Source organism: Pseudomonas sp. (genome assembly GCF_030684895.1).
Taxonomy (GTDB): domain Bacteria; phylum Pseudomonadota; class Gammaproteobacteria; order Pseudomonadales; family Pseudomonadaceae; genus Aquipseudomonas.
On sequence record NZ_JAUXXP010000054.1, the window covers coordinates 15268 to 36936 of the forward strand.

Here is a 21669-nt window from a genome sequence, read left to right on the forward strand (position 1 = left end):
GCTTAGCTGTCGCTGCTGTAGCGGCGTACCCCCGACTCCCCCAGGTTGACCTGGGCGGCGATGCTGCCCGGAGCGGGGAATACCACCAGATGGTCGGCGGCAACGCGAATGCCGACCTGCTGGCCGGGCAGGTGGTCGGCGTGGCTGGGGAAGATTGATTCCAGCTGGCTGCCGGTGGGTAGCTGTAGGCGATACAGGGTGGCTGCGCCGAGGAAGGTCTTACCGACGATCAGCGCTTTTTGCGTGCTGTCCGGGTCATAAACGATATCGTCCGGGCGCAGCAACACGTCCACCGCGCTGCCGGTTGGCCAGGTGTAAGCACGATTGCCGCGAATCAGGCCCAGTTCGGTCTGTACCGAGTCCGGGCTGAGCAGTTGGCCGCGAATAAAGTAGCCCTGGCCGATAAAGCTCGCGACAAAGGGCGTTAGCGGTTCGTGGTAGAGGTTGAACGGGGTGTCCCACTGCTGCAGCTTGCCCTCATGAAAGACCCCGACGTGATCGCTGACGGCAAAGGCTTCTTCCTGATCGTGGGTCACCAGAATCGCGCTGGTGCCGCGCGCCTTGAGAATGTCGCGCACCTCATGGCTCAGGCGCCGACGCAGCTCGCCATCGAGGTTGGAGAAGGGCTCATCGAGCAGCAGCAATTGCGGTTCCGGGGCCAGAGCGCGGGCCAGGGCCACGCGCTGCTGTTGGCCGCCGGACAGCTCATGCGGGTAGCGCTTGCCGAGGTGGCCAAGTTTGACCAGCTCCATCAGCTCCTGGGTAACCCGCTCGCAGTTGGGCTGCTTGCGGATGCCGAAGCCGATGTTCTCGGCCACGCTCAGGTGCGGGAACAGCGCGTAATCCTGAAACACCATACCGATCCGGCGTTTCTCCGGGGCCAGGGTAAAGCCGGCCTTGGAGATCACCTGATCGGCCAGCTGAATCTCGCCTTCCAGCACCGGCTCGAAACCGGCAATCGCCCGCAGCGTGGTGGTCTTGCCGCAGCCAGAAGGGCCGAGCAGGCAGCCGATATCGCCGGCATTCAGGTGCAGGTTGAGGTTTTGCACCACCTTGTGTCCGGGGTAGCCGCAGCTCAGCTCGCGCAGGTTCAGCAGGGCTTGGTTCATGCGTGGTGGTACGCCGGCTCAACCAGAAGTTCGAGCAGTGCCTTCTGTACATGCAGGCGGTTTTCGGCCTGATCCCAGGCTGCCGAGCGCGGGTCGTCGAGCAGATCCTCGCTGATTTCTTCGCCACGATGGGCCGGCAGGCAGTGCAGGAACAGCACGTTTTCTGCGGCTGCATCGAGCAGCGCACGGTTGACCTGGTAGGGCTGGAATAACTTCAAGCGCTCGGCGGCTTCGTCTTCCTGGCCCATGGAGGCCCACACGTCGGTGCTCACCAGGTGCGCGCCGGCAACGGCGGCAAGCGGGTCACGCAGAATCTGCACACGCTCGCCGGCTGCAGCGAGGAATTTGGCATTCGGCTCATAGCCCTCGGGGCAGGCCACGCGCAGCTGGAAGTCGAACTGCATGGCCGCCTCTATATAGGAGTTGCACATATTGTTGCCGTCGCCGATCCAGGCCACGGTTTTGCCTTTGATGCTGCCGCGCTGTTCTTGATAGGTCTGCATGTCGGCCAACAACTGGCAGGGGTGCAGGTCATCGGACAGGCCGTTGATCACCGGCACGCGCGAGTTGGCGGCAAATTCGGTCAGGGTGCTGTGGGCGAAGGTGCGGATCATCACCGCATCAAGCATGCGCGACATGACGATGGCCGCATCGCCAATCGGCTCGCCACGGCCCAACTGGGTGTCACGCGGCGAGAGGAAGATGGCCTGGCCGCCGAGCTGGATCATGCCGGCTTCAAACGACAGCCGGGTACGGGTCGAAGCCTTCTCGAAGATCATGCCCAGTACGCGATTCTTCAGCGGCTCGAACAGTACGCCGCGGTTACGCAAGTCCTTCAGCTCCATGCCGCGGCGGATCAGGCTCACCAGTTCGTCTGGTGTGCAATCCATCAGCGAGAGAAAGTGTCTTGCGCTCATCGTTAACTACCTTTTGACAGCTGGGCGCAGGTTCAATGGCCTAATTAAATAGAAGAAACGGCAGAACCTACGGCTGGGGGGCCGCACTATGCGACGAAACGGGGAAGTCGCGATCTTATAAGCAAACGCCGATCAGGCGCAAATTGCCTGCGGTTTGCGGGTGAACTGAACGGGGGCGAGAACCATCTATCGGCTGACCTGATGCCGCGCAATTCACGCAGCGAACCCTGCTGGCGCACGTCCGCACCAGCCGCCATAGTCATGCCTTTACGGTGCTCAGCGCATCGCGTTAAAACAAGAGGCCCGGCCATGACCAAGACCCTCCACCACCGTGCATGCCATCTCTGCGAAGCCATCTGTGGCCTGACCATTGAAACCGACGTGCAGGACGACGGCTCCACGCAGATCCGTTCGATCAAGGGCGATGCCCAGGACAGCTTCAGCCGTGGCCATATTTGCCCCAAGGCCGTGGCCCTGCAGGATATCCAGAGCGATCCCGACCGCCTGCGCCAGCCCATGCGCCGCATCGGCAATGAGTGGCAGGCCATCGAGTGGGATGACGCCTTCGAGCGGGTAGCCGAGCGTCTGAGCACGATTCAGGCGCAGCATGGGCAAAACGCCGTGGCGGTGTATCAGGGCAATCCGAGTGTGCATAACTACGGCCTGATGACCCACAGCAACTACTTCCTTGGCCAGCTGAAAACCCGTAACCGTTATTCGGCTACCTCGGTCGATCAGCTGCCGCATCACCTGACCAGTCACCTGATGTACGGCCACGGCCTGCTGATCCCGATTCCGGACATCGACCACACCGACTTTATGTTGATTCTCGGCGGCAACCCGCTGGCGTCCAACGGCAGCATCATGACCGTACCGGATGTGGAGAAGCGCCTGAAGGCCATCCAGAAGCGCGGCGGCAAACTGGTGGTGGTTGATCCGCGTCGCAGCGAGACTGCGGCGATTGCCGACCAGCATGTGTTCGTCCGCCCCGGTCAGGACGCTGCGCTGCTGTTCGGCCTGCTCAATACCCTGTTTGAAGAAAGTCTGGGGCGTGTGAGCCACCTGGCAGTTGATGGGCTGGATGAGGTGCGTCAGGCGATTGCCGGTTTCACCGCCGAAAGCATGAGCGCCCAATGCGGCGTGCCGGCGCAAACGATCCGCCAGTTGGCGCGCGATTTTGCCGCTGCCGAATCCGCTGTGTGCTATGGCCGCATGGGCGTGTCCACCCAGGCCTTCGGCACCTTGTGTCAGTGGCTGGTGCAATTGACCAACCTGGTCACTGGCAATCTGGATCGCGTCGGTGGCGTGCTTTGTACCGAGCCGGCCGTGGACCTGGTGGCCTCGACCTCAGGCGGGCATTTCAATCGCTGGCAAAGCCGCGTGTCCGGCTTGCCGGAGTACGGCGGTGAATTGCCGGTGTCTGCCCTGGCCGAGGAAATGCTCAGCCAGGGTGAAGGGCAGGTGCGGGCGCTGGTCACGGTGGCGGGCAATCCGGTGCTGTCCACACCCAATGGCCGGCAGCTGGAGCAGGCGCTGGATGGCTTGGAGTTTATGCTCAGCATCGACTTCTACATCAATGAAACCACCCGTTATGCCGACCTGATTCTGCCGCCGACTGGGCCTCTGGAGCACGATCACTACGACACCACCTTTAATATGTTCGCGGTGCGCAATGTCACCCGCTTCAATGAGGCGGTGCTGGCCAAGCCGGCGGGTGCGCTGCATGACTGGGAAATCTTTGTCGGTCTGGCCAAGGCCTTTGCTGCCAAGACTGGCGTGGAACTCAAGCCGACCATGGCGCCTGAGCAGATGATCGACATGGGCCTGCGTTTTGGCAGCTACGGCGACAAGTCGGAACATAAGCTGTCTTTGGCTGCGCTGCGTGAGCATCCGCATGGGCTCGATCTGGGGGCGCTCAAGCCCAATTTGGCCAATCGCCTGAAAACCGCCAACAAGCAGATTCAGGCGGCGCCGGCAGTGATCATGGCCGACTTGCAACGCTTTGCGGCGCAGCCTACAGCCAAGGCGGACGAGCTGCTGCTGATCGGTCGACGCCATGTGCGCAGCAATAACTCCTGGATGCATAACTACCACCGCCTGGTTAAAGGCAAGCCGCGCCATCAGTTGCTGATGCACCCGGCGGATCTGAGCCAGCGCGGGCTGACCGATGGCCAATTGGTGCGCGTGCGTTCGCGGGTCGGTGTCATTGAAGTGGAAGTGGCCGCCAGTGAGGACATGATGACTGGCGTGGTCAGCCTGCCGCATGGCTGGGGTCACGCCCGCCCAGGCGTGCAGATGAGCATTGCCAGCGAGCAGCCAGGCGCCAGCGCCAATGACCTGACTGATGAGCGGCAACTCGACGCCTTGTCCGGCAATGCTGCGTTGAACGGTGTTCCCGTGCAGGTTGAGGCCGCTTGACCAAGTGATCTTCGGCACAAGGAAAGTGGCAGGGAAGGCCGAGCATTGCGCTCGGCTTTTCGCTACAATGCCGCCACCGTGCCGACCCGTGAGTCGGGAAGTTAAGTCCTGAGGTGCCCAATGGATATCATCGAAACCATCAAAGAGCAGATCGCTAAAAATACCGTTCTGCTGTACATGAAAGGCTCGCCGAACGCTCCGCAGTGCGGCTTTTCCTCCAAAGCTGCGCAGGTAGTGATGGCCTGTGGCGAGAAATTCGCCTACGTCGACATCCTGCAAAACCCGGAAATCCGCGCCAACCTGCCGAAGTACGCCAACTGGCCAACCTTCCCACAGCTGTGGGTCGGTGGTGAGCTGGTCGGCGGCAGCGACATCCTCGCGGAAATGTTCGATAAGGGTGAGCTGCAGACCCTGATCAAGGACGCTGTGCAGAAAGCCGACGCCTAAGCCAAGCAGACTGCATAAACAACAAACCCCGCCAAGTGCGGGGTTTGTTGTTTATGGCGCAAGCGTTTTGGTTTATTCGTCCATCTGCGATTGCAGATAGTTCTGCAAGCCCACGGCCTCGATCAGGCTGAGTTGGGTTTCCAGCCAGTCGATGTGGTCTTCTTCGGAGCAGAGGATTTCTTCCAGCAGTTCACGGCTGGCGTAGTCCCCGATGCTTTCGCAGTAGGCAATCGCTGCTTTTAGGTCGATATGCGCTTTGTGTTCGATCTTCAGGTCGCACTCGAGCATTTCCTTGGTGTTTTCACCGATCAGGATCTTGCCGAGGTCTTGCACGTTGGGTAGGCCTTCGAGGAAGAGGATGCGCTTGATCAGCTTGTCCGCATGCTTCATCTCGTCGATGGACTCGTGATACTCATGCTCGCCGAGTTTCTTCAGGCCCCAGTCTTCATACATGCGTGCGTGCAGGAAGTACTGGTTGATCGCGACCAGCTCGTTACCGAGGATCTTGTTCAGATGCTGGATGACCTTCTTGTCGCCTTTCATGTCTGCGTCTGCCTTGCAGGGGAGTTAGCGTCAAATTCTGGGCCGATGGTTTTCGACTGTCAAACCTAAGTATTTGAATTTAAAGCTAAAATTAATATGAATACGAATGCTTAAGTTCTGCGCTTTGCCGCTAAGGCATTGAATTTCAGGCATAAAAATGTCCGGGAGAGATTTTTAACGTCGCCCAGCGACGGCTCGCAGGTTGGTCGTCATGGATGGCGGCCATAAAAAACCGGACACAAGGTCCGGTTTTTGTATATCGCTAGATTCAGGCGGCAACACAGTTTGCCGGGTAGGCCATGGCTGCCTGGCTGCTCTGCACGTCGCTCAATGTTTCGCGGACCACTTGCTTGGCCAGGCAGGCGCATTTGCCGCATTGGCTGGCAACACCGAGGGTGGCGCGCACGTCACGGTAGCTGCAGCAGCCTTCGTAGATGGCTTCGCGGATCTGGCCGTCAGTAATACCTTCGCAGAGACACACGTACATGATTAAGGCTCGTGGCAGGGCAGTGGTTCGTGCGACGGATACTAATGTTAATGAGAATGCTTGTCAAAACTGTGTGTGGTTGATTGCGAATTGCCTGACGGGCGGTGGTGAGCAGTGCCGCATCTGGCTGCGGATGATGGGGCGTGACCTGCATGTAAGCCGTCGTGGCCGTGCAGCGTTGCGCTGAAATGTGCCGCGCGAGCGGCAATAGGCCCAACCCGCTTGCCGCTTGCTTGCCCATAGGCGGAAAGCGCTTGCCGCTTTGCCGCTCCAAGTGCTGTATTTTTAAGTTAAGTTGATGATAAATAAGTAAAAAATAATATGGCACAGGCATTGCTTATGGTCTTGCACGGAAAGTAGCAAGACCAACCGGCAAAGGTTTCTGACCATGAGCATCAGTTTCGATCGGGCACTCGGCATCCATGAACAGGCACTGGGCTTTCGCGCTCAGCGCGCCGAGGTGTTGGCCAACAACATCGCCAACGCCGACACGCCGCACTACAAGGCGCGTGATCTGCAGTTCGCCACTGTGCTGGCCGAGCAAAGCGCTAAAAACCAGCGTGGTCAGGTCAGCCTGAATCGAACTAACAGTCAGCATATCCCTGCCGATGGCGTGATGGTCGGGGATGCCAGCCTGGCGTACCGCACCCCGTTCCATCCCTCGATTGATCAGAACACCGTCGACCTGCAGATCGAGCAATCCAATTACGCGGAAAACTCGGTGCAGTTCCAGGCCAGCTTTACCTTTCTCAATAGCAAATTCAAAGGGCTGGTCAGCGCCCTGCGCGGCGATTAATAGGAGCCTGATGCCATGTCACTAGCCAGTGTTTTCAACATCGCCGGAACCGGGATGAGCGCCCAGAGCACTCGCCTGAACACCATTGCCAGCAACATCGCCAACGCCGAAACGGTCTCCTCGAGTATCGATCAGACCTATCGTGCGCGGCATCCGGTGTTTGCCACCATGTTCCAGTCAGCGCAGGGCGGCGACCGTGGTTCGCTGTTTGCCGATCAGGACAATGCCGGAGTCGGCGTGCAGGTGTTGGGTGTGGTCGAGGATCAGAGCAGCCTGATGCCGCGCTATGAGCCGAATCATCCAGCAGCCGATGCCGGCGGCTATGTGTACTACCCCAATGTCAATGTGGTGGAAGAGATGGCCGACATGATTTCTGCCAGTCGGGCCTTTCAGACCAACACTGAAATGATGAACACCGCCAAGCAGATGATGCAGCGCGTATTGACCCTCGGTCAGTAAGCCTGCGAATAAGGAGCGCAGACCTATGAGCACTGTTGGCGACGTCAGCGGTACGGCACTGGATCAGTACCAGATCAAAAATGAGCGTACCACCAATAAAGACCTCGGCAAGAACGAGTTCCTGAATCTGTTGGTGGCGCAGTTGAATAACCAGAACCCGCTTGAGCCGCAGAGCAATGGTGAGTTTATCGCCCAGTTGGCGCAGTTCAGCCAGGTCGAAGGGATCGAGAAGCTGAATACCAGCATGGGTTCGCTGCTCACTGGCTATCAGTCGTCCCAGGCGCTGCAGGCGTCTTCGTTGGTGGGGCGCAAGGTGATCATCCCGACGGACAAGGCGGTGGTCGATACCAGCGAGAGCTTCAAGGCCAGCCTGGTATTGCCCGTCAGCAGTAGCAACGTCTACGTCAACATCTATGACACGGCGGGCTCTGCGGTGGGGCGGGTCAATCTGGGTGAACAGGCGGCGGGTAATGTCAGCTTTATCTGGGATGGTAAGGACGCCAGCGGCAATCTGTTGCCGCCCGGCACTTACAAGTTCGAGGCGCAGGCCACCTACGCCGATGGCACCAAAGGGTTGTACACCATGCTGCCGGCCAACGTCGACAGCGTCACCCTGGGCGGCAAAGAGTTGATGTTGAACCTGGCGGGGCTTGGCAGTGTGCCGATGTCGCAGGTCCAGGTGATCGGTCAGTAACTAACAGGTTTTAGCCAGGTTTTAGCCGCCGGCTGTCCGGCAAAGGAGTCTTCCATGGGTTTCAATATCGGTCTGAGCGGTCTGCGTGCCGCAACCAGTGACCTCAATGTGACCGGCAACAACATCGCCAACGCAGGCACTGCCGGCTTCAAGCAGTCGCGTGCCGAGTTTGCCGATGTCTATGCAGCCTCGGTGCTGGGCTCTGGCTCCAATCCGCAGGGCAGTGGTGTGCTGCTCGGTGATGTCTCGCAACTGTTTAATCAGGGCAATATCAATTACACGCAGAACGCCCTGGACCTGGCGATCAATGGCAATGGTTTTTTCCAGACCAGCAACAACGGTGAGGTGAGTTATACCCGTGCCGGTTACTTCGGCACCGACCGTGATGGCTTTATGGTGAATAACTTTGGTTATCGCCTGCAGGGCTATGCGGTGGATGCCAATGGTAATTTGCAGAATGGCATCATCAACGATTTGCGCATCGAGACTGCCAGCCAGGAGCCCCGAGCAACCGAGAAGCTTGAGCAAGTGTTCAACCTCAATTCGACCAATAAAGTCCCGACTACCGTGCCGTTCAATCCGTCGGACCCCACGACTTATAACTCGTCGACGTCGACCAATATTTACGACACCCAGGGTAACTCTCACGTATTCACCCAGTACTTCCTCAAAACGGGGCCCAATACTTGGCAGATGAATGTGCTGATTGATGGGCGCAACCCGGATGACCCGACGCTGACCACGCCTTCGTCAGTGGATCTGCAGTTCACCACGGCCGGACAGTTGGATATTCCCGCGCTGATTGCCTCGACGCCGACCGGTTTTACTGTCGACGCCAATGGTCTTATTAATCTAACCACCTGGGTGCCGGCAGCGCCGGACAATTCCATCCCACCTGTGTGGAGTGGCAACGGCGCTACTGCCAGCGCTGCGGGTGTGGCTGTGGATGTGCGCGCCTCAACGCAGTTTGCCAGTAACTTTGCGGTAAACCGGGTCAGTCAGGATGGTTACACCACCGGTCAATTGGCTGGGTTGGAAATCGATGATACCGGGGTGATCTTTGCCCGCTACACCAATGGTCAATCCAAGGTTCAGGGGCAGGTGATTCTGGCCAACTTCGCCAACGTGCAAGGCTTGACGCCGGTGGGCAAGACCGCCTGGGTACAATCCTTTGCCTCGGGGGAGCCGGTGGTCGGTACGCCGCGCAGCGGTACCCTGGGCGCGCTGCAGTCTGGTGCGCTGGAGGACTCCAACGTTGAGTTGTCGGATCAGCTGGTCAACCTGATCGTGGCGCAGCGCAACTACCAGGCCAACGCTAAAACCATCGAAACCGAAAGCGCGGTAACCCAGACCATTATTAACCTGCGTTGATAGCTGTTGCCGACGGCAGGCAAGCGCCTGTCGTCGGCGGCAAAAGTACGCCGCGCTGATATTTAGAAGGCTCCATGTGGAGCCTTTTTTGTTTTTTAAAGTCTATTTAAATCAATAAGTTAAATTGATTTTTCGAGTGCTGGCACAGCCATTGCTTTATGGCTTGCATAGAGCAGCGGGGCGGCAAGCCCACTCGGAGAATGACCATGGACAAGATGCTGTACGTTTCCATGACTGGGGCCCACCAGAACACCCTGGCCCAGCGTGCCCATGCCAACAATCTGGCAAACATCACCACCAATGGTTTCCGCCGGGATTTCGAGCAGGCGCGTTCCATGCCGATCTTTGGTGACAGTTATCCGTCGCGTGTCTACGCCATGAGCGAACGCCCGGGTACTGACTTCACCCCAGGCTCGCTGCAGGAAACCGGTCGCGATCTGGATGTGGCGGTAGGCGGCAAGGGCTGGTTGGCCGTGCAAGCGCCCGATGGCAGCGAAGCCTATGTGCGTACCGCCAGCTTGAACGTCGATGCCCTGGGTGTTTTGCGTACCGGCAATGGCTTGCCGGTGATGGGCAACGCCGGGCCGATTGCGGTACCGCCTGAGCAGAAAATCGAGATCGGCAAGGACGGCACCATCAGCATCCGCGCCCTGGGCGAGGCACCTAACGTGCTGGCCGAGGTGGACCGTTTGAAGCTGGTCAACCCGGACCTCAAGCAGATGGAGAAGGGCACCGACGGGATGATCCGCTTCAAGGGCCAGGGCCCGGTACTGGCAGACGCCAATATGGAAATCACCTCGGGCTTTCTCGAATCGAGCAACGTCAACGCCGTGGAAGAGATGACCGCGATTCTCTCGCTGTCCCGCCAATTCGAGCTGCAAGTGAAGATGATGCGCACCGCCGAAGACAATTCGGCGGCCATGGCGCGCGTCTTGCAAATGACCTAATTATCAGCACGCGGCGCCGTTAAAACGACGCCCGAGGAGAATCGATATGCTTCCGGCACTGTGGGTCAGCAAGACGGGTCTGTCCGCTCAGGACATGAACCTGACCACCATTTCCAACAACCTGGCCAACGTTTCGACCACCGGCTTTAAGCGTGACCGCGCCGAGTTCGAGGATCTGCTGTATCAGATTCGTCGTCAGCCAGGTGGCCAGTCCAGCCAGGACAGCCAGCTGCCGTCTGGCCTGCAGCTGGGTACCGGTGTGCGGGTGGTGGGTACGCAGAAGATCTTTACTGCCGGTAGCCTGCAAACTACTGAGCAACCGCTGGATATGGCGATCAACGGCCGGGGCTTCTTCCAGGTGTTGCTGCCTGACGGCACCGTGTCCTATAGCCGCGACGGCAGCTTCCACCTCAATTCCGATGGCCAGGTGGTGACCTCCAACGGCTATGCGCTGGAGCCCGCCATCGTGCTGCCCAACGAGGTACGCACCTTTACCGTGGGTGAAGACGGCACTGTGTCGGTGACCACCGCCGGCAATCCGCAACCGCAAATTATTGGCAACCTGCAGATCTCTGACTTCATCAACCCGGCGGGTCTGGAAGCGATCGGCAACAACCTGTTTCTGGAGACCGCCTCCAGCGGCGCGCCGCAGGTTGGTACGCCTGGCCTGAACGGCCTGGGCACCACGCTGCAGAACACCCTGGAAAACTCCAACGTCAGCGTGGTCGAGGAACTGGTGAACATGATCACCACTCAGCGCGCCTATGAAATGAACTCCAAGGTCATTTCCACCGCTGACCAGATGCTCGGCTTTATTTCGCAGAATCTTTGATAGGTAGGGCCGGTTAGTCGCGCAGCGTCTGGTCGGGCTTTGGATACAGCAAGGAATCGCTTGAACGGGTGCTGGTGGCTCAGGTTACACACCGCCCCAGGCAACGCATGAGGTAGTAGATATGAACCGGCTGATAATCATAAGTGCACTGCTTGGCCCCCTGGCTTTGAGTGGCTGCATGGCGCCCGCGGCTAAGCCGGATGATCCCTATTACGCGCCTGTGATGCCGCGCACACCGCTGCCAGCGGCGCAGAACAATGGCTCTATCTATCAGGCCGGCTTCGACAATGGCTTGTTCGGTGACCGCAAGGCCTATCGCGTGGGCGACATCATTACCATCACCCTGAATGAGCGCACCCAGGCCAGCAAGAACAGCAACAGCAAGATCAGCAAAGACAGCTCGGCCAACCTGGGTGTGCCTAACCTGTTCGGTATGACTGCAGCCCCGAAAAACCCCCTGGCTGGCCTTAGCGCTTTGGGCATGACCAACGACACCCTGGGTCTGGATGCCAGTTTTGATGCCACTCGTTCAGCGGATGGCTCTGGCGCTGCCGGGCAGAGCAACAGCTTGACCGGCTCGATTACCGTATCGGTCGCCGAGGTGATGCCCAACGGTATTTTGCTGGTGCGCGGGGAAAAGTGGATGACCCTCAATACCGGCGATGAGCTGGTGCGCATTGCCGGCCTGGTACGGGCCGATGACATTGCCACTGATAACACCGTGTCTTCGACCCGGATTGCCGATGCGCGTATCACCTACTCGGGTACCGGCGCCTTTGCCGATGCCTCTCAGCCGGGCTGGATGAGCCGGTTCTTTCTTAGCCCAATGTGGCCGTTCTGAGGATGGCCAGCATGACGCTTAGCAAATACCTGATCGCCGCTAGCGCTTTGTTGCTGGCTTCTCTGGCTCAGGCCGAGCGGCTTAAGGATCTGGCCAGCATCCAGGGCGTGCGCAGTAACCAGTTGATCGGCTACGGCCTGGTGGTGGGGCTTAGTGGCAGTGGCGACCAGACCACCCAGACGCCTTTCACCGTGCAGACCTTCAACAACATGATGGCGCAGTTCGGCATCAAGGTGCCGCAGGGCGGCAACGTGCAGCTGAAGAACGTTGCCGCGGTGTCGATCCATGCCGACTTGCCGGCGTTCGCCAAGCCCGGGCAGACCATCGACATCACTGTGTCCTCCATCGGTAACGCCAAGAGCCTGCGTGGCGGCAGCCTGCTGATGACACCGCTCAAGGGTATCGACGGCAACGTTTACGCCATTGCCCAGGGCAACCTGGTGGTCGGCGGTTTTGACGCCGAAGGCGGCGACGGCTCGCGGATTACCGTCAACGTGCCGTCGGCTGGTCGCATTCCTGGTGGTGCGACGGTCGAGCGGCCAGTGCCAAGCGGTTTCGATCAGGGCAACACCCTGACGCTCAACCTTAACCGTCCGGATTTCACCACGGCGAAGAATATCGTCGACCACATCAACGAACTGCTCGGCCCAGGTGTGGCGCAGGCAGTGGATGGCGGCTCGATTCGCGTCAGTGCGCCGCTCGACCCTAATCAGCGGGTGGACTACCTGTCGATTCTGGAAAACCTCGAGGTCGAGATTGGTCAGGCCGTGGCCAAGGTCATCATCAACTCACGCACCGGCACCATCGTGATTGGCCAGAACGTGCGCGTGCAGCCTGCTGCAGTCACCCACGGCAGCCTGACCGTAACCATTACCGAAGATCCGATTGTCAGCCAGCCGGAAGCATTGTCTGGCGGCCAAACTGCCGTGGTGCCTCGCTCCAAGGTGAATGCGGATGAAGAAGCCAAGCCGATGTTCAAGTTCGGCCCCGGGACCACGCTGGATGAAATCGTCCGCGCGGTGAATCAGGTGGGCGCTTCGCCTTCCGACCTTATGGCCATCCTGGAGGCGCTGAAACAAGCCGGCGCTCTGCAGGCTGATCTGATCGTTATCTAAGAGGGCTGCGCCATGGACTCTCGCCTTTCAGCCGGTTTGCTCGGCGGCACCAGCACCGTCGACAGTGGTGCCTATAACGATCTCAATCGTCTCAACCAGTTCAAGGTCGGCGGCGACAGCGAAAAGAACATCAAGAAAGTGGCTCAGGAGTTTGAGTCGCTATTCCTCAATGAAATGCTCAAGGCCATGCGCTCGGCCAACGAAGCGTTCGGTGAAGGCAACTTCATGAACAGCAACGAGAGCAAAACCTACCAGGACATGCACGATCAGCAGCTGTCGGTGACGCTGTCCAATCACCAGAACGGCATCGGCCTGGCCGACGTGCTGGTGCGGCAGATGTCGAAGATGAAACAGGCGGATAGCCGGCCCAATCCATTTGCTCAGGTCAATGAGCCGGTGCCGAATGCGCCGAGCAAGCCACTGGCCAAGGTCGACAGCGCGCGTGACGACACCTCGCTGATCAACCAGCGCCGTCTGTCTCTGCCGGGCAAGCTAACGGACCGTTTGCTGGCTGGCATCGTGCCGTCGGCTACAGCCGCTGATGGTCAGCCATTGGCGCAGAACGACTGGATTCCGGCCAAGGCCTTTGCCGCACCCGCCGATACTGCGCTGGGGCTCAACGGCATGGACGCGATCACCGGTCGGCGCATTGCCCAGCCGCCACTGGCGCCGGGCAAAGCCGCGTTCGGCTCGAAGGATGAATTTATTGCCGCCATGTTGCCGATGGCCGAGAAGGCTGCCGAGAAGATTGGTGTCGACCCGCGTTATCTGGTGGCCCAGGCCGCGCTGGAAACCGGTTGGGGCAAGTCAATTATTCGTCAGCAGGATGGCACCAGCAGCCACAATCTGTTCGGCATCAAGACCCACAACAGCTGGGAAGGCGACTCGGCGCGGGTACTGACCACCGAGTTCAAGGGTGGCAAGGCGGTCAAGGAAGCGGCCTCGTTCCGCGCCTATGACTCCTTCGAGCACAGTTTTAACGATTTTGTGAGCTTCCTGCAGGGCAATGGCCGCTACGAGAAAGCCTTGGCCAGTACCGACAAACCCGAGCAGTTCGCCCGTGAGTTGCAGAAAGCCGGCTACGCCACGGACCCGCAGTACGCCCGCAAGATCGCTCAGATAGCGCGGCAGATGCAGACCTATCAAACAGTCGCGGCCGTCAGTACGCCGTCCACCAACGGATGATGAAACATGGCTGACCTACTCAGTATTGGCCTCTCCGGGCTGTCGGCGAACAAGACCTCGCTGGCGGTGACTGGCCATAACATCGTCAACGTCAATACGCCGGGTTTCTCGCGCCAGGAGACGATCCAGGCCACGCGCATTCCGCAATTTAGCGGTGCCGGCTATATCGGTTCGGGCACCACCCTGGTCGATGTGCGGCGCATCTATAACGAATTTCTCAATACCCAGGTGCGCAGCAGTACCGCGCTCAACAGTGATGTGCAGTCCTACCTCAGTCAGATCAACCAGCTTGACTCGCTGCTGGCTGGTAGCACCACCGGGATCAATCCGGGGTTGCAGAAGGTTTTTGCTGCGCTGCAAACCGCTGCCGAAGACCCTGCCAATATTCCGGCACGGCAGTTGGCGTTGTCCGAAGCCGAGGGCTTGGCCAAGCGCTTCAATACCGTGTACGACCGCTTGTACGAACAGAACGCCTTTATCAACAAGCAGCTGTCGGCGGTGACCGATCAGGTCAATCAGCTGGCCACCTCGATTGCCGGCTACAACGATGCCATCGCCGTGGCCGCCTCCAACGGTCAGCAACCCAACGATCTGCTCGACGCTCGTGAAGAAGCAGTGCGCAAGCTGTCGACCTTTATCGGTGTGACGGTGGTGGCGCAGGATGACAACAGCTACAACCTGTTTGTCGGCTCCGGCCAGCCCTTGGTGGTCGGCAGCCAGGCCTCGCGTCTGGAGGTGGTGCCCGGCTTGTCCGACCCACTGCGCAGCGAAGTGCAGTTTGTCAGCGGCAATTCGCGCCAAGGCATTACCTCACTGATTACCGGCGGCGAAATGGGCGGGCTGATCCGCTACCGCGAGGATGTGCTGGACACCACCTTGAATGCCGTCGGCCGTTTGGCGCTGTCGGTTACCGATCAGGTCAACCGCCAGCTGGGCCAGGGCCTGGACCTCAATGGTCAGTTTGGTAATGGCCTGTTTCGTGACCTCAATGATCCCATTCTGATTGGCCAGCGCAGCCTGGCGCGTGTCGGTAACAGCGATACCACGGCCAACCTCAATGTGCTGATCAAGGACACCACCCAGCTGACCACCAGCGACTATGAAGTGGAATTCACCAACGCCACGGATTACACCGTACGGCGCGTCAGTGATGGCACCAGCTTTGGCCCGTTCGATATTACGGCACTGCCGGCGGCGGAATTCGATGGCGTTTCGCTGAATGTGGCCAGCGGCACCTTTGCCGCCGGTGACCGCTTCCGCATCATGCCGACGCGCAACGCCGGGCAGAACATCCGCGCGGATATGAAACGGCCTGAAGAGCTGGCCTTTGCCGCACCGCTGAAATCGCAAACCAGTCCGGCGAATATCGGCACTGGGGTGATCAGTCAGCCGACCCTTAAAACCGAGATCGACATCTACGATCCAGTCGCCCAGGCCGATCTGGAAACCAGCCTGCGCAACGCGCCGCCGCTGCGCATCGTCATGGGCGCCGGCGGGGGTGCCACTCAGGGTTATGACGTCGTCGATATCAACGGCAACGTGATTGATACCGGGGTCATCGTACCTGGGCAGAACAACAAGCTGACCATCACTGTGCCCGCTACGGTTGGCCCGCCTGCAGTACCGGTGCCCTTCGATTACGAGGTGACCATTAGTGGTCGGCCGCAGGGTGGCGATAATTTTTCGGTTTCTTTCAACACCAATGGGGTGTCTGATAACCGCAACGCCTTAAAGCTGATTGATCTGCAGAATCGCGCGACGATTGGCATCAATCCACTGGCGCCTGCTACTACCGGCTCAAGCTTTACCGATGCTTACGGCGATTTGGTGGAGCGGGTGGGCACCCTGACCAGTCAGGCGCGGGTCGATGGCGAGGCCACTGGCGCTATTCTCAAGCAGGCCACCAATAACCGTGACTCGGTATCGGCGGTCAACCTCGATGAAGAAGCGGCCAAACTGATTCAGTTCGAGCAGTACTACCAGGCGTCGGCGCAGATCATTCAAGTTGCCCGCAGCCTGTTCGATACACTGATTAACACGTTCTGACGCGCCGTCTAGAACTTCGAGGTTAGTTTTATGGTGATGCGCATCTCTTCGATCCAGGCCTTCAATAACGGTGTCAGTGGCCTTGGGCGCAACTATGCCAACCTGATCCGCACCCAGGAGCAGATCAGCAGCGGTAACCGTATTCTGACTCCGGCCGATGACCCGGTGGCCTCGGTACGCCTGCTGCAACTCGAACAGCAGCAGGCGCTGCTGGGCCAGTACAAGGAAAACCTCACGGCTGCGAAGAACAGTCTGACCCAGGAAGAAACCACCATCAAATCGGTGGTCAACGTGCTGCAGCGCATTCGCGAGCTGGCGGTACAGGCCGGCGGCGGTGCGCTGTCAGCCGATGATCGTAAGTCGATTGCCAAGGAGTTGGGCGAGCGCGAGGGCGAACTGCTCAATCTGATGAACAGCCGCAACGCCCGTGGCGAGTACCTGTTCAGTGGCTTTCTCGGTAAAACCGAACCGTTCTTGCGTAATCCCGATGGTAGCTATTCCTATCAGGGCGATGAGGGCCAGCGCAGCTTGCAGGTAGCGGGCTCAAGTAGCGTGGCGATCAACGATAACGGCAAGCGCCTGTTTGAAGATGTAAGCAATGCCAATCGGATTATCAATGCGCTGGGCGTTAATAACGCCGCCTTACCGACGCCGCCGTTACCGGCCACCAACATTCCGGCGCTGCCGACAGCAGATCAGCGCGTGTTTATGTCGCCTGGTCTGGTGCAGGATAATCAGGCATTCAACAGCAGCTTTCGTGCGGGTGAGCCCTATTCGCTAGCCTTTGTGAGCGGCAAAGAGTTTCGCATCTATGACAGCGCTGGCGCCGATGTGACCTCGGAAATTCCCGGTGGCGGTCTGATTGACCCCCTGGCTAGTGGTGGCAATACCATCAATTTTCGCGGCATGCGTTTCCAGTTGGATGTGGTGTTGCAGCCTGGGGACAACGAGCTGGATCTGGACAACCTGCTGGCCAATACCGCCACGCCGGGAACCCCGGGCATCAATACCCATAGTTTCACCCTGCAGTCGGCGCCGACGGACTTTGCCGTCAACCGCTCATCAACCAACAATTCGGCTGCAATTGTTGCTCCGGCAGGTATCAGTAACCAGGCAACCTTTGACAGCCAGTTTCCGACATCCGGGGTTGTCCTGCGCTTTACCGACGACACGAACTATGAGGTCTACTCCCAGCCGGTTGGGCCGGGTAGCCCGGTACTCGCTACCGGTACGGTGGCTGGACCTTATCCGGCAACCTTCAGCGTGTTCGGTGCTGATTTCACCCTGTCCGCTCCAGCGGCGGTTGCCGGTGGTGACGAGTTCGGCCTGCAGCCACAGTTTCAGGAACAGCGCAGCATCCTCAACACCATCAGCCGTTTGCGCCAGGCGCTGGAGTCTTCGCCGACCTCACCGGCCGGTAACCTGGGTGTGCGTAACGAGGTGGCGATTGCCTTGACTAACCTGGACAGCGGGATGGGCAAGGTGCTGGAAGTGCAGACGGAGATCGGTGCACGGATGAACCTGATTGAAACCACCGAAATCGATAATGAAGATGTCACCTTGGTCAACAAGGCCGTACAAGCAGACCTGCGCGAACTGGATTACGCCGAAGCGCTGTCACGCTTGTCATTTCAGACCATCATTCTGGAGGCTGCGCAGCAGAGTTATGTGAAGATCGCCGGGTTGAATTTGTTCAATCAGTTGCGTTGAGCCGCAGCCACTAGGCCGCTCGTCGCGGCACCAGGGCACGTTCTACTCATCAGGGATATGGCAGCGCATGACCGAACAGATTCTGGCTTTTTCTACCAAGGCGGGTTCACTCGCTCTGCTCGATGGTCGTCTGCACAGCGCCTGCGTGCTACCGCAGGTGCTCTTCAGTGTCGCGCAGTGGCGCGAGAGGGCTGACGCCTGCCTAGCCGAGGTGCTCTCGCAAGGCTGGGCCAGCATGGCGGTGCGCAGCAGCAGCAGCCGTGAGGACGGCGAACTGTCTTCGGCGGCCGGCGCGTTCGACTCCTGCCTGAACGTCGACTCCGACGGCTTGCCTGCGGCCATCGAGCAGGTGCTCGAGTCGATGGGCGGGCTGGGCGCCAGTGAGCACGATCAGGTCTTCGTTCAACCTATGGTCGGCGATGTACGTATGGCTGGTGTCGGTTTTGGCCTCGACCCGGCCACCTTGGCGCCGTATTTCGTGATCAACTACGACGAGAGCAGTGGGCGCACCGATGCCGTGACCTCCGGGCGCTCCAACGAGCTGCGCACCTTTTATGCACATCATGCTGCCAGTGAGCTGCCGTCTTCGCTGGCGCCCGTGGTGGCGCTGTTGCGCGAATTGCAGGCGCTGTTCGGGCGGCAGGCCATGGACATCGAATTTGCCGTGGATGCGCAGGCACGGCTGTATCTACTGCAGGTGAGGCCGCTGGTGCTCGGCGCCGAACCGGCCGATGCCCAGGCGCATGGCAAGCTGGTTCGCCTGATCCATGACCGTATTGCCCAAGGCATTCGTCCACAGCCCTTTCTACATGGTGAGCGCACCGTATTCGGGGTGATGCCGGACTGGAACCCAGCCGAAATCATCGGTGTGCGACCGCGGCCGTTGGCGCTGTCGCTGTACCGCGAATTGGTCACCGACATGATCTGGGCCTACCAGCGCAACAACTATGGCTACCGCAATCTGCGCAGCTTCCCGCTGATGCTGCATTTCCATGGGCTGCCTTACATCGACGTGCGCGTCAGCTTCAACTCCTTCATACCGCGCGACATCGACGGAGCCCTCGCCGACAAACTGGTCAATTACTACATCGAGCGCCTGTTGGCCGCGCCCAATCTGCATGACAAGGTCGAGTTCGAGATCGTCTTCTCCTGCTACACGCTGGATCTTCCGCAGCGCCTGCAGGCGCTGCAGGACGCCGGTTTTACTGAGGCCGAGTGCCGACGCCTGGGCGACAGCCTGCGCGAGTTGACCAACCGTATCGTGCACAACGAAACCGGTCTGTGGCGCACTGACCGGCAGAAGCTCGACGTGTTGCTGGCCAGGCGCGACGAGATACTCGGTGCCGATACCGATCCGGTTACGCGCATCTACTGGCTGTTGGAAGACTGCCGTCGCTATGGCACGCTACCGTTCGCAGGCTTGGCGCGGGCCGGTTTCATTGCTGTGCAACTGCTGCGCTCGCTGGTCACCGTGGGCGTGCTCGACCAGAGCGAATACGATGCCTTTCTCAATGGCCTGTCCACGGTCAGCGGGCAGATGACTCAGGATCTGGCGCAGCTGGATCGCACCACCTTCCTGGCCCGCTACGGTCACCTGCGACCGGGTACCTACGACATCCTGTCGCCGCGCTACGACGAGGCTCCCGATCTCTATTTCGATTGGCACAACCTGGCGGTCGAGACGCGTCACGACAGCACCCGTTTCGCTCTATCGCTGGCACAGATGCGCGAGATCAGTCGCCTGCTCAGCGAGCATGGGCTGTCCCACGACGTGGTGGGGCTGTTTGATTTTCTTCAGGCCGGTATCGAGTTGCGCGAATACGCCAAATTCGTGTTCACGCGCAACCTGTCCGATGCGCTGTCACTGTTCCGTGAGCTGGGCCATGACCTGGGGTTCAGCGCCGAGGACATGTCCTACGCCAACATCCAGGTGATCAAGGAACTGCATGCTGCCAGTGCCGACCCCAGGGAGCTGATCGCCGCCAGTATCGAGGAAGGGCGCCGGCGTTACGGCGAAACCTGCCAGATCGTGCTGCCGCCGCTGATCACCAGCGCCGAGGACGCTTTCTGTTTCCACCTGCCGCAGGCCGAGCCGAACTTCATCACCCAGCGTCAGGTGACCGGCGCGGTGATGGACTACCACCAGCGCGATCAGCTGCAGGGCGCTATCGTCATGATCCCCAGCGCCGATCCTGGGTTCGATTGGATCTTCTCCCACTCTATCGCCGGCTTTATTACCGCCTATGGCGGCACCAATTCGCACATGGCCATCCGCGCCAACGAACTCGGTCTGCCGGCCGTGATCGGGGCAGGAGAGGTGCTCTACCGCAAGTGGGCTGCGGCGCAGATGCTCAACATCGACTGCGCCAACCGGCGCGTCGAGGTGTTGCGGTGAGGGTGGTGCTGGTCAGCCAGCGCGTAGATGTGCTGGCCGACCGGGGCGAGCGGCGTGATGCGCTGGATCAGCGCTTGCCGGACTGGTTGGCGAGCCATGGACTGTTACCGGTGCCGGTGCCCAATCGCCCTGAACGAGTGAATGCCTTGTGGACGCAGTTGAAGCCCTGCGCGGTGGTGCTCAGCGGCGGCAACGATCTTGCCGAGTACGGTGGCGATGCTCCGGAGCGTGACGCTGTCGAACGTGCGTTGCTGGCGCGAGCCATGGCCGAGCGGGTGCCGCTGTTTGCCCTGTGCCGTGGGGCGCAACTGCTGCTTGATGCCTTTGGCAATCGTCTCGAACAGATGGCTGGGCATGTTGGTACGCGTCACCGCTTGGTGATCGACGGTCGCAAGGTGGAGGTCAACAGCTACCACCAATGGGGCTGCCGTTCGCTGATCGCGCCACTGGAAGTGCTGGCATGCAGCGAGGATGGCGTAATCGAGGCCTTCTTTCACCCGCAACTGCCGCTGCTTGGCGTGATGTGGCACCCCGAGCGGGAAATGCCTTTCGCCGAGCTGGATGGTCTGCTTCTGAATCGCTGTCTGAACAAGGAATGAGCGTTACATGACACGAGCCATCATCCTTGCCGCCGGGCGCGGCAGTCGCATGGGCGAGCTAACCGCCGAGCAGCCTAAGTGTTTCGCCCGCCTGCACGGTCGCCGCCTGCTGGACTGGCAGCTGGGCGCGCTGCGTGGCGCTGGAATCGAGCGCCTGGGCCTGGTGCGAGGCTATCGCGGCGAATGCTTCGACGAGCCGTTAACCTATTTCGAGAACCCGCGCTGGCAACAGAGCAATATGGTGCGCACGCTGCTGGCCGCCGACGCTTGGCTAGCAACGGAGGCGTGCATCGTCAGTTACAGCGACATCTTCTACAGCGCCGCCACCGTGGCCGCGCTTAGCCGGGTGGAGGCGGGCTTGGCGATTGCCTACGACCCGCACTGGTATGCGCTGTGGTCGCAGCGTTTCGCGGATCCGCTGGCCGATGCTGAGAGTTTTCGTCTGGATGCCAATGGCAATCTGGCGACTATTGGCGAGCGCTGCCAAAGCGTCGCCGAGATCGAGGGGCAGTACATGGGCCTGCTCAAGTTCACTCCGGGCGGCTGGACACAGGTGCGTGAGTTGCTGCAGCGACTCGGTGACGACGCGGTGGATCGCCTGGACATGACCAGCCTGCTGCGGCTGCTTTTGCAGGCCGGTATGCCGATTGCCGTGTCGCCGGTGCAAGGGCCGTGGGGGGAGGTGGACGCCGCCGACGACCTGGCGCTCTATCATCGGATTATGCCTCTCGCTGCAATTGCCCCCTGAGTTCTGGAGC

At 59.8% G+C, this 21669-nt stretch carries 20 protein-coding genes; 16 read left to right on the forward strand and 4 right to left on the reverse strand.

Annotated features, from left to right (window positions below; genetic code table 11):
• Nucleotides 1-2: 2 nt before the first annotated feature.
• Complete coding sequence (locus Q8M42_RS11990) at nucleotides 3-1109, reverse strand: ABC transporter ATP-binding protein (RefSeq protein WP_304870055.1); 1107 nt, start codon at nucleotides 1107-1109, stop codon at nucleotides 3-5.
• Nucleotides 1106-2026, reverse strand: a complete 921-nt coding sequence (gene argF / locus Q8M42_RS11995; RefSeq protein ID WP_304870053.1) for an ornithine carbamoyltransferase — start codon at nucleotides 2024-2026, stop codon at nucleotides 1106-1108. The genes Q8M42_RS11990 and argF overlap by 4 nt, the downstream gene beginning before the upstream one ends.
• 309 nt (nucleotides 2027-2335) lie before the next feature.
• Here argF and Q8M42_RS12000 point away from each other — a divergent pair, with 309 nt between their 5' ends.
• Together Q8M42_RS12000 and grxD are read left to right on the forward strand one after the other, a co-directional pair.
• Nucleotides 2336-4444, forward strand: coding sequence for a molybdopterin oxidoreductase family protein (locus Q8M42_RS12000; protein WP_304870051.1), 2109 nt, complete (start codon nucleotides 2336-2338; stop codon nucleotides 4442-4444).
• Between the two features lie 120 nt (nucleotides 4445-4564).
• Nucleotides 4565-4891, forward strand: coding sequence for a Grx4 family monothiol glutaredoxin (gene grxD, locus Q8M42_RS12005; protein ID WP_090387563.1), 327 nt, complete (start codon nucleotides 4565-4567; stop codon nucleotides 4889-4891).
• Between the two features lie 72 nt (nucleotides 4892-4963).
• On the opposite strand, the gene bfr is transcribed toward grxD, so the two are convergent.
• Entirely contained in the window at nucleotides 4964-5434 is a 471-nt protein-coding gene (gene bfr / locus Q8M42_RS12010) for a bacterioferritin (RefSeq protein WP_296219633.1), read from the reverse strand.
• Between the two features lie 268 nt (nucleotides 5435-5702).
• A complete protein-coding gene (locus Q8M42_RS12015; protein WP_304870047.1) occupies nucleotides 5703-5921 on the reverse strand; it encodes a bacterioferritin-associated ferredoxin in 219 nt (72 codons plus the stop codon).
• Nucleotides 5922-6309: 388 nt separating this feature from the next.
• Between Q8M42_RS12015 and flgB the strand changes: the two genes are divergently transcribed.
• The 14 genes from flgB (at nucleotide 6310) to Q8M42_RS12085 (ending at nucleotide 21659) form a co-directional block, all read left to right on the forward strand.
• Nucleotides 6310-6717 (forward strand): flagellar basal body rod protein FlgB, encoded by a 408-nt coding sequence (gene flgB, locus Q8M42_RS12020; protein ID WP_304870045.1) that lies wholly within the window; start codon nucleotides 6310-6312, stop codon nucleotides 6715-6717.
• Between the two features lie 15 nt (nucleotides 6718-6732).
• Nucleotides 6733-7176, forward strand: a complete 444-nt coding sequence (gene flgC / locus Q8M42_RS12025; RefSeq protein ID WP_304870043.1) for a flagellar basal body rod protein FlgC — start codon at nucleotides 6733-6735, stop codon at nucleotides 7174-7176.
• A gap of 25 nt (nucleotides 7177-7201) precedes the next feature.
• Nucleotides 7202-7870, forward strand: coding sequence for a flagellar hook assembly protein FlgD (gene flgD, locus Q8M42_RS12030; RefSeq protein WP_304870042.1), 669 nt, complete (start codon nucleotides 7202-7204; stop codon nucleotides 7868-7870).
• Between the two features lie 54 nt (nucleotides 7871-7924).
• Entirely contained in the window at nucleotides 7925-9241 is a 1317-nt protein-coding gene (flgE, locus tag Q8M42_RS12035) for a flagellar hook protein FlgE (protein WP_304870040.1), read from the forward strand.
• Nucleotides 9242-9447: 206 nt separating this feature from the next.
• The gene (locus Q8M42_RS12040; protein WP_304870038.1) at nucleotides 9448-10188 is read left to right on the forward strand and encodes a flagellar basal body rod protein FlgF; all 741 of its coding nucleotides are present in this window, start codon (nucleotides 9448-9450) and stop codon (nucleotides 10186-10188) included.
• 46 nt (nucleotides 10189-10234) lie between these two features.
• Nucleotides 10235-11020 carry a flagellar basal-body rod protein FlgG gene (flgG, locus tag Q8M42_RS12045; RefSeq protein WP_304870036.1) on the forward strand — a complete coding sequence of 262 codons (786 nt, stop codon included), beginning with the start codon at nucleotides 10235-10237 and terminating at the stop codon, nucleotides 11018-11020.
• Between the two features lie 121 nt (nucleotides 11021-11141).
• Nucleotides 11142-11861, forward strand: a complete 720-nt coding sequence (flgH, locus tag Q8M42_RS12050) for a flagellar basal body L-ring protein FlgH (protein WP_304870034.1) — start codon at nucleotides 11142-11144, stop codon at nucleotides 11859-11861.
• Nucleotides 11862-11872: 11 nt separating this feature from the next.
• On the forward strand, nucleotides 11873-12976 hold the full coding sequence (locus Q8M42_RS12055; protein WP_304870032.1) for a flagellar basal body P-ring protein FlgI: 1104 nt from the start codon (nucleotides 11873-11875) through the stop codon (nucleotides 12974-12976).
• 12 nt (nucleotides 12977-12988) lie between these two features.
• Complete coding sequence (flgJ, locus tag Q8M42_RS12060; protein WP_304870030.1) at nucleotides 12989-14161, forward strand: flagellar assembly peptidoglycan hydrolase FlgJ; 1173 nt, start codon at nucleotides 12989-12991, stop codon at nucleotides 14159-14161.
• 6 nt (nucleotides 14162-14167) lie between these two features.
• Nucleotides 14168-16207, forward strand: a complete 2040-nt coding sequence (gene flgK, locus Q8M42_RS12065; RefSeq protein WP_304870028.1) for a flagellar hook-associated protein FlgK — start codon at nucleotides 14168-14170, stop codon at nucleotides 16205-16207.
• Between the two features lie 30 nt (nucleotides 16208-16237).
• Complete coding sequence (locus Q8M42_RS12070) at nucleotides 16238-17917, forward strand: flagellar hook-associated protein 3 (protein WP_304870026.1); 1680 nt, start codon at nucleotides 16238-16240, stop codon at nucleotides 17915-17917.
• 67 nt (nucleotides 17918-17984) lie between these two features.
• On the forward strand, nucleotides 17985-20312 hold the full coding sequence (locus tag Q8M42_RS12075) for a PEP-utilizing enzyme (protein WP_304870024.1): 2328 nt from the start codon (nucleotides 17985-17987) through the stop codon (nucleotides 20310-20312).
• A complete protein-coding gene (locus Q8M42_RS12080; protein WP_304870022.1) occupies nucleotides 20309-20911 on the forward strand; it encodes a gamma-glutamyl-gamma-aminobutyrate hydrolase family protein in 603 nt (200 codons plus the stop codon). Before Q8M42_RS12075 ends, Q8M42_RS12080 begins: the two co-directional genes overlap by 4 nt.
• A gap of 7 nt (nucleotides 20912-20918) precedes the next feature.
• Nucleotides 20919-21659 carry a phosphocholine cytidylyltransferase family protein gene (locus Q8M42_RS12085; RefSeq protein ID WP_304870020.1) on the forward strand — a complete coding sequence of 247 codons (741 nt, stop codon included), beginning with the start codon at nucleotides 20919-20921 and terminating at the stop codon, nucleotides 21657-21659.
• Nucleotides 21660-21669 lie beyond the last annotated feature (10 nt).

Bases quoted from the DNA above. Each gene is read 5' to 3' on its own strand.
- Q8M42_RS12040 (WP_304870038.1), top strand. From the start codon at position 9,448: ATGGACAAGATGCTGTACGTTTCCATGACTGGGGCCCACCAGAACACC.
- Q8M42_RS12070 (WP_304870026.1), top strand. From the start codon at position 16,238: ATGGTGATGCGCATCTCTTCGATCCAGGCCTTCAATAACGGTGTCAGT.
- Q8M42_RS12015 (WP_304870047.1), bottom strand. From the start codon at position 5,921: ATGTACGTGTGTCTCTGCGAAGGTATTACTGACGGCCAGATCCGCGAA.
- flgG (WP_304870036.1), top strand. From the start codon at position 10,235: ATGCTTCCGGCACTGTGGGTCAGCAAGACGGGTCTGTCCGCTCAGGAC.
- Q8M42_RS12055 (WP_304870032.1), top strand. From the start codon at position 11,873: ATGACGCTTAGCAAATACCTGATCGCCGCTAGCGCTTTGTTGCTGGCT.
- argF (WP_304870053.1), bottom strand. From the start codon at position 2,026: ATGAGCGCAAGACACTTTCTCTCGCTGATGGATTGCACACCAGACGAA.
- flgC (WP_304870043.1), top strand. From the start codon at position 6,733: ATGTCACTAGCCAGTGTTTTCAACATCGCCGGAACCGGGATGAGCGCC.
- grxD (WP_090387563.1), top strand. From the start codon at position 4,565: ATGGATATCATCGAAACCATCAAAGAGCAGATCGCTAAAAATACCGTT.
- Q8M42_RS12000 (WP_304870051.1), top strand. From the start codon at position 2,336: ATGACCAAGACCCTCCACCACCGTGCATGCCATCTCTGCGAAGCCATC.
- flgE (WP_304870040.1), top strand. From the start codon at position 7,925: ATGGGTTTCAATATCGGTCTGAGCGGTCTGCGTGCCGCAACCAGTGAC.
- Q8M42_RS12075 (WP_304870024.1), top strand. From the start codon at position 17,985: ATGACCGAACAGATTCTGGCTTTTTCTACCAAGGCGGGTTCACTCGCT.
- Q8M42_RS11990 (WP_304870055.1), bottom strand. From the start codon at position 1,109: ATGAACCAAGCCCTGCTGAACCTGCGCGAGCTGAGCTGCGGCTACCCC.
- flgK (WP_304870028.1), top strand. From the start codon at position 14,168: ATGGCTGACCTACTCAGTATTGGCCTCTCCGGGCTGTCGGCGAACAAG.
- flgD (WP_304870042.1), top strand. From the start codon at position 7,202: ATGAGCACTGTTGGCGACGTCAGCGGTACGGCACTGGATCAGTACCAG.
- bfr (WP_296219633.1), bottom strand. From the start codon at position 5,434: ATGAAAGGCGACAAGAAGGTCATCCAGCATCTGAACAAGATCCTCGGT.
- Q8M42_RS12085 (WP_304870020.1), top strand. From the start codon at position 20,919: ATGACACGAGCCATCATCCTTGCCGCCGGGCGCGGCAGTCGCATGGGC.
- flgJ (WP_304870030.1), top strand. From the start codon at position 12,989: ATGGACTCTCGCCTTTCAGCCGGTTTGCTCGGCGGCACCAGCACCGTC.
- flgH (WP_304870034.1), top strand. From the start codon at position 11,142: ATGAACCGGCTGATAATCATAAGTGCACTGCTTGGCCCCCTGGCTTTG.
- flgB (WP_304870045.1), top strand. From the start codon at position 6,310: ATGAGCATCAGTTTCGATCGGGCACTCGGCATCCATGAACAGGCACTG.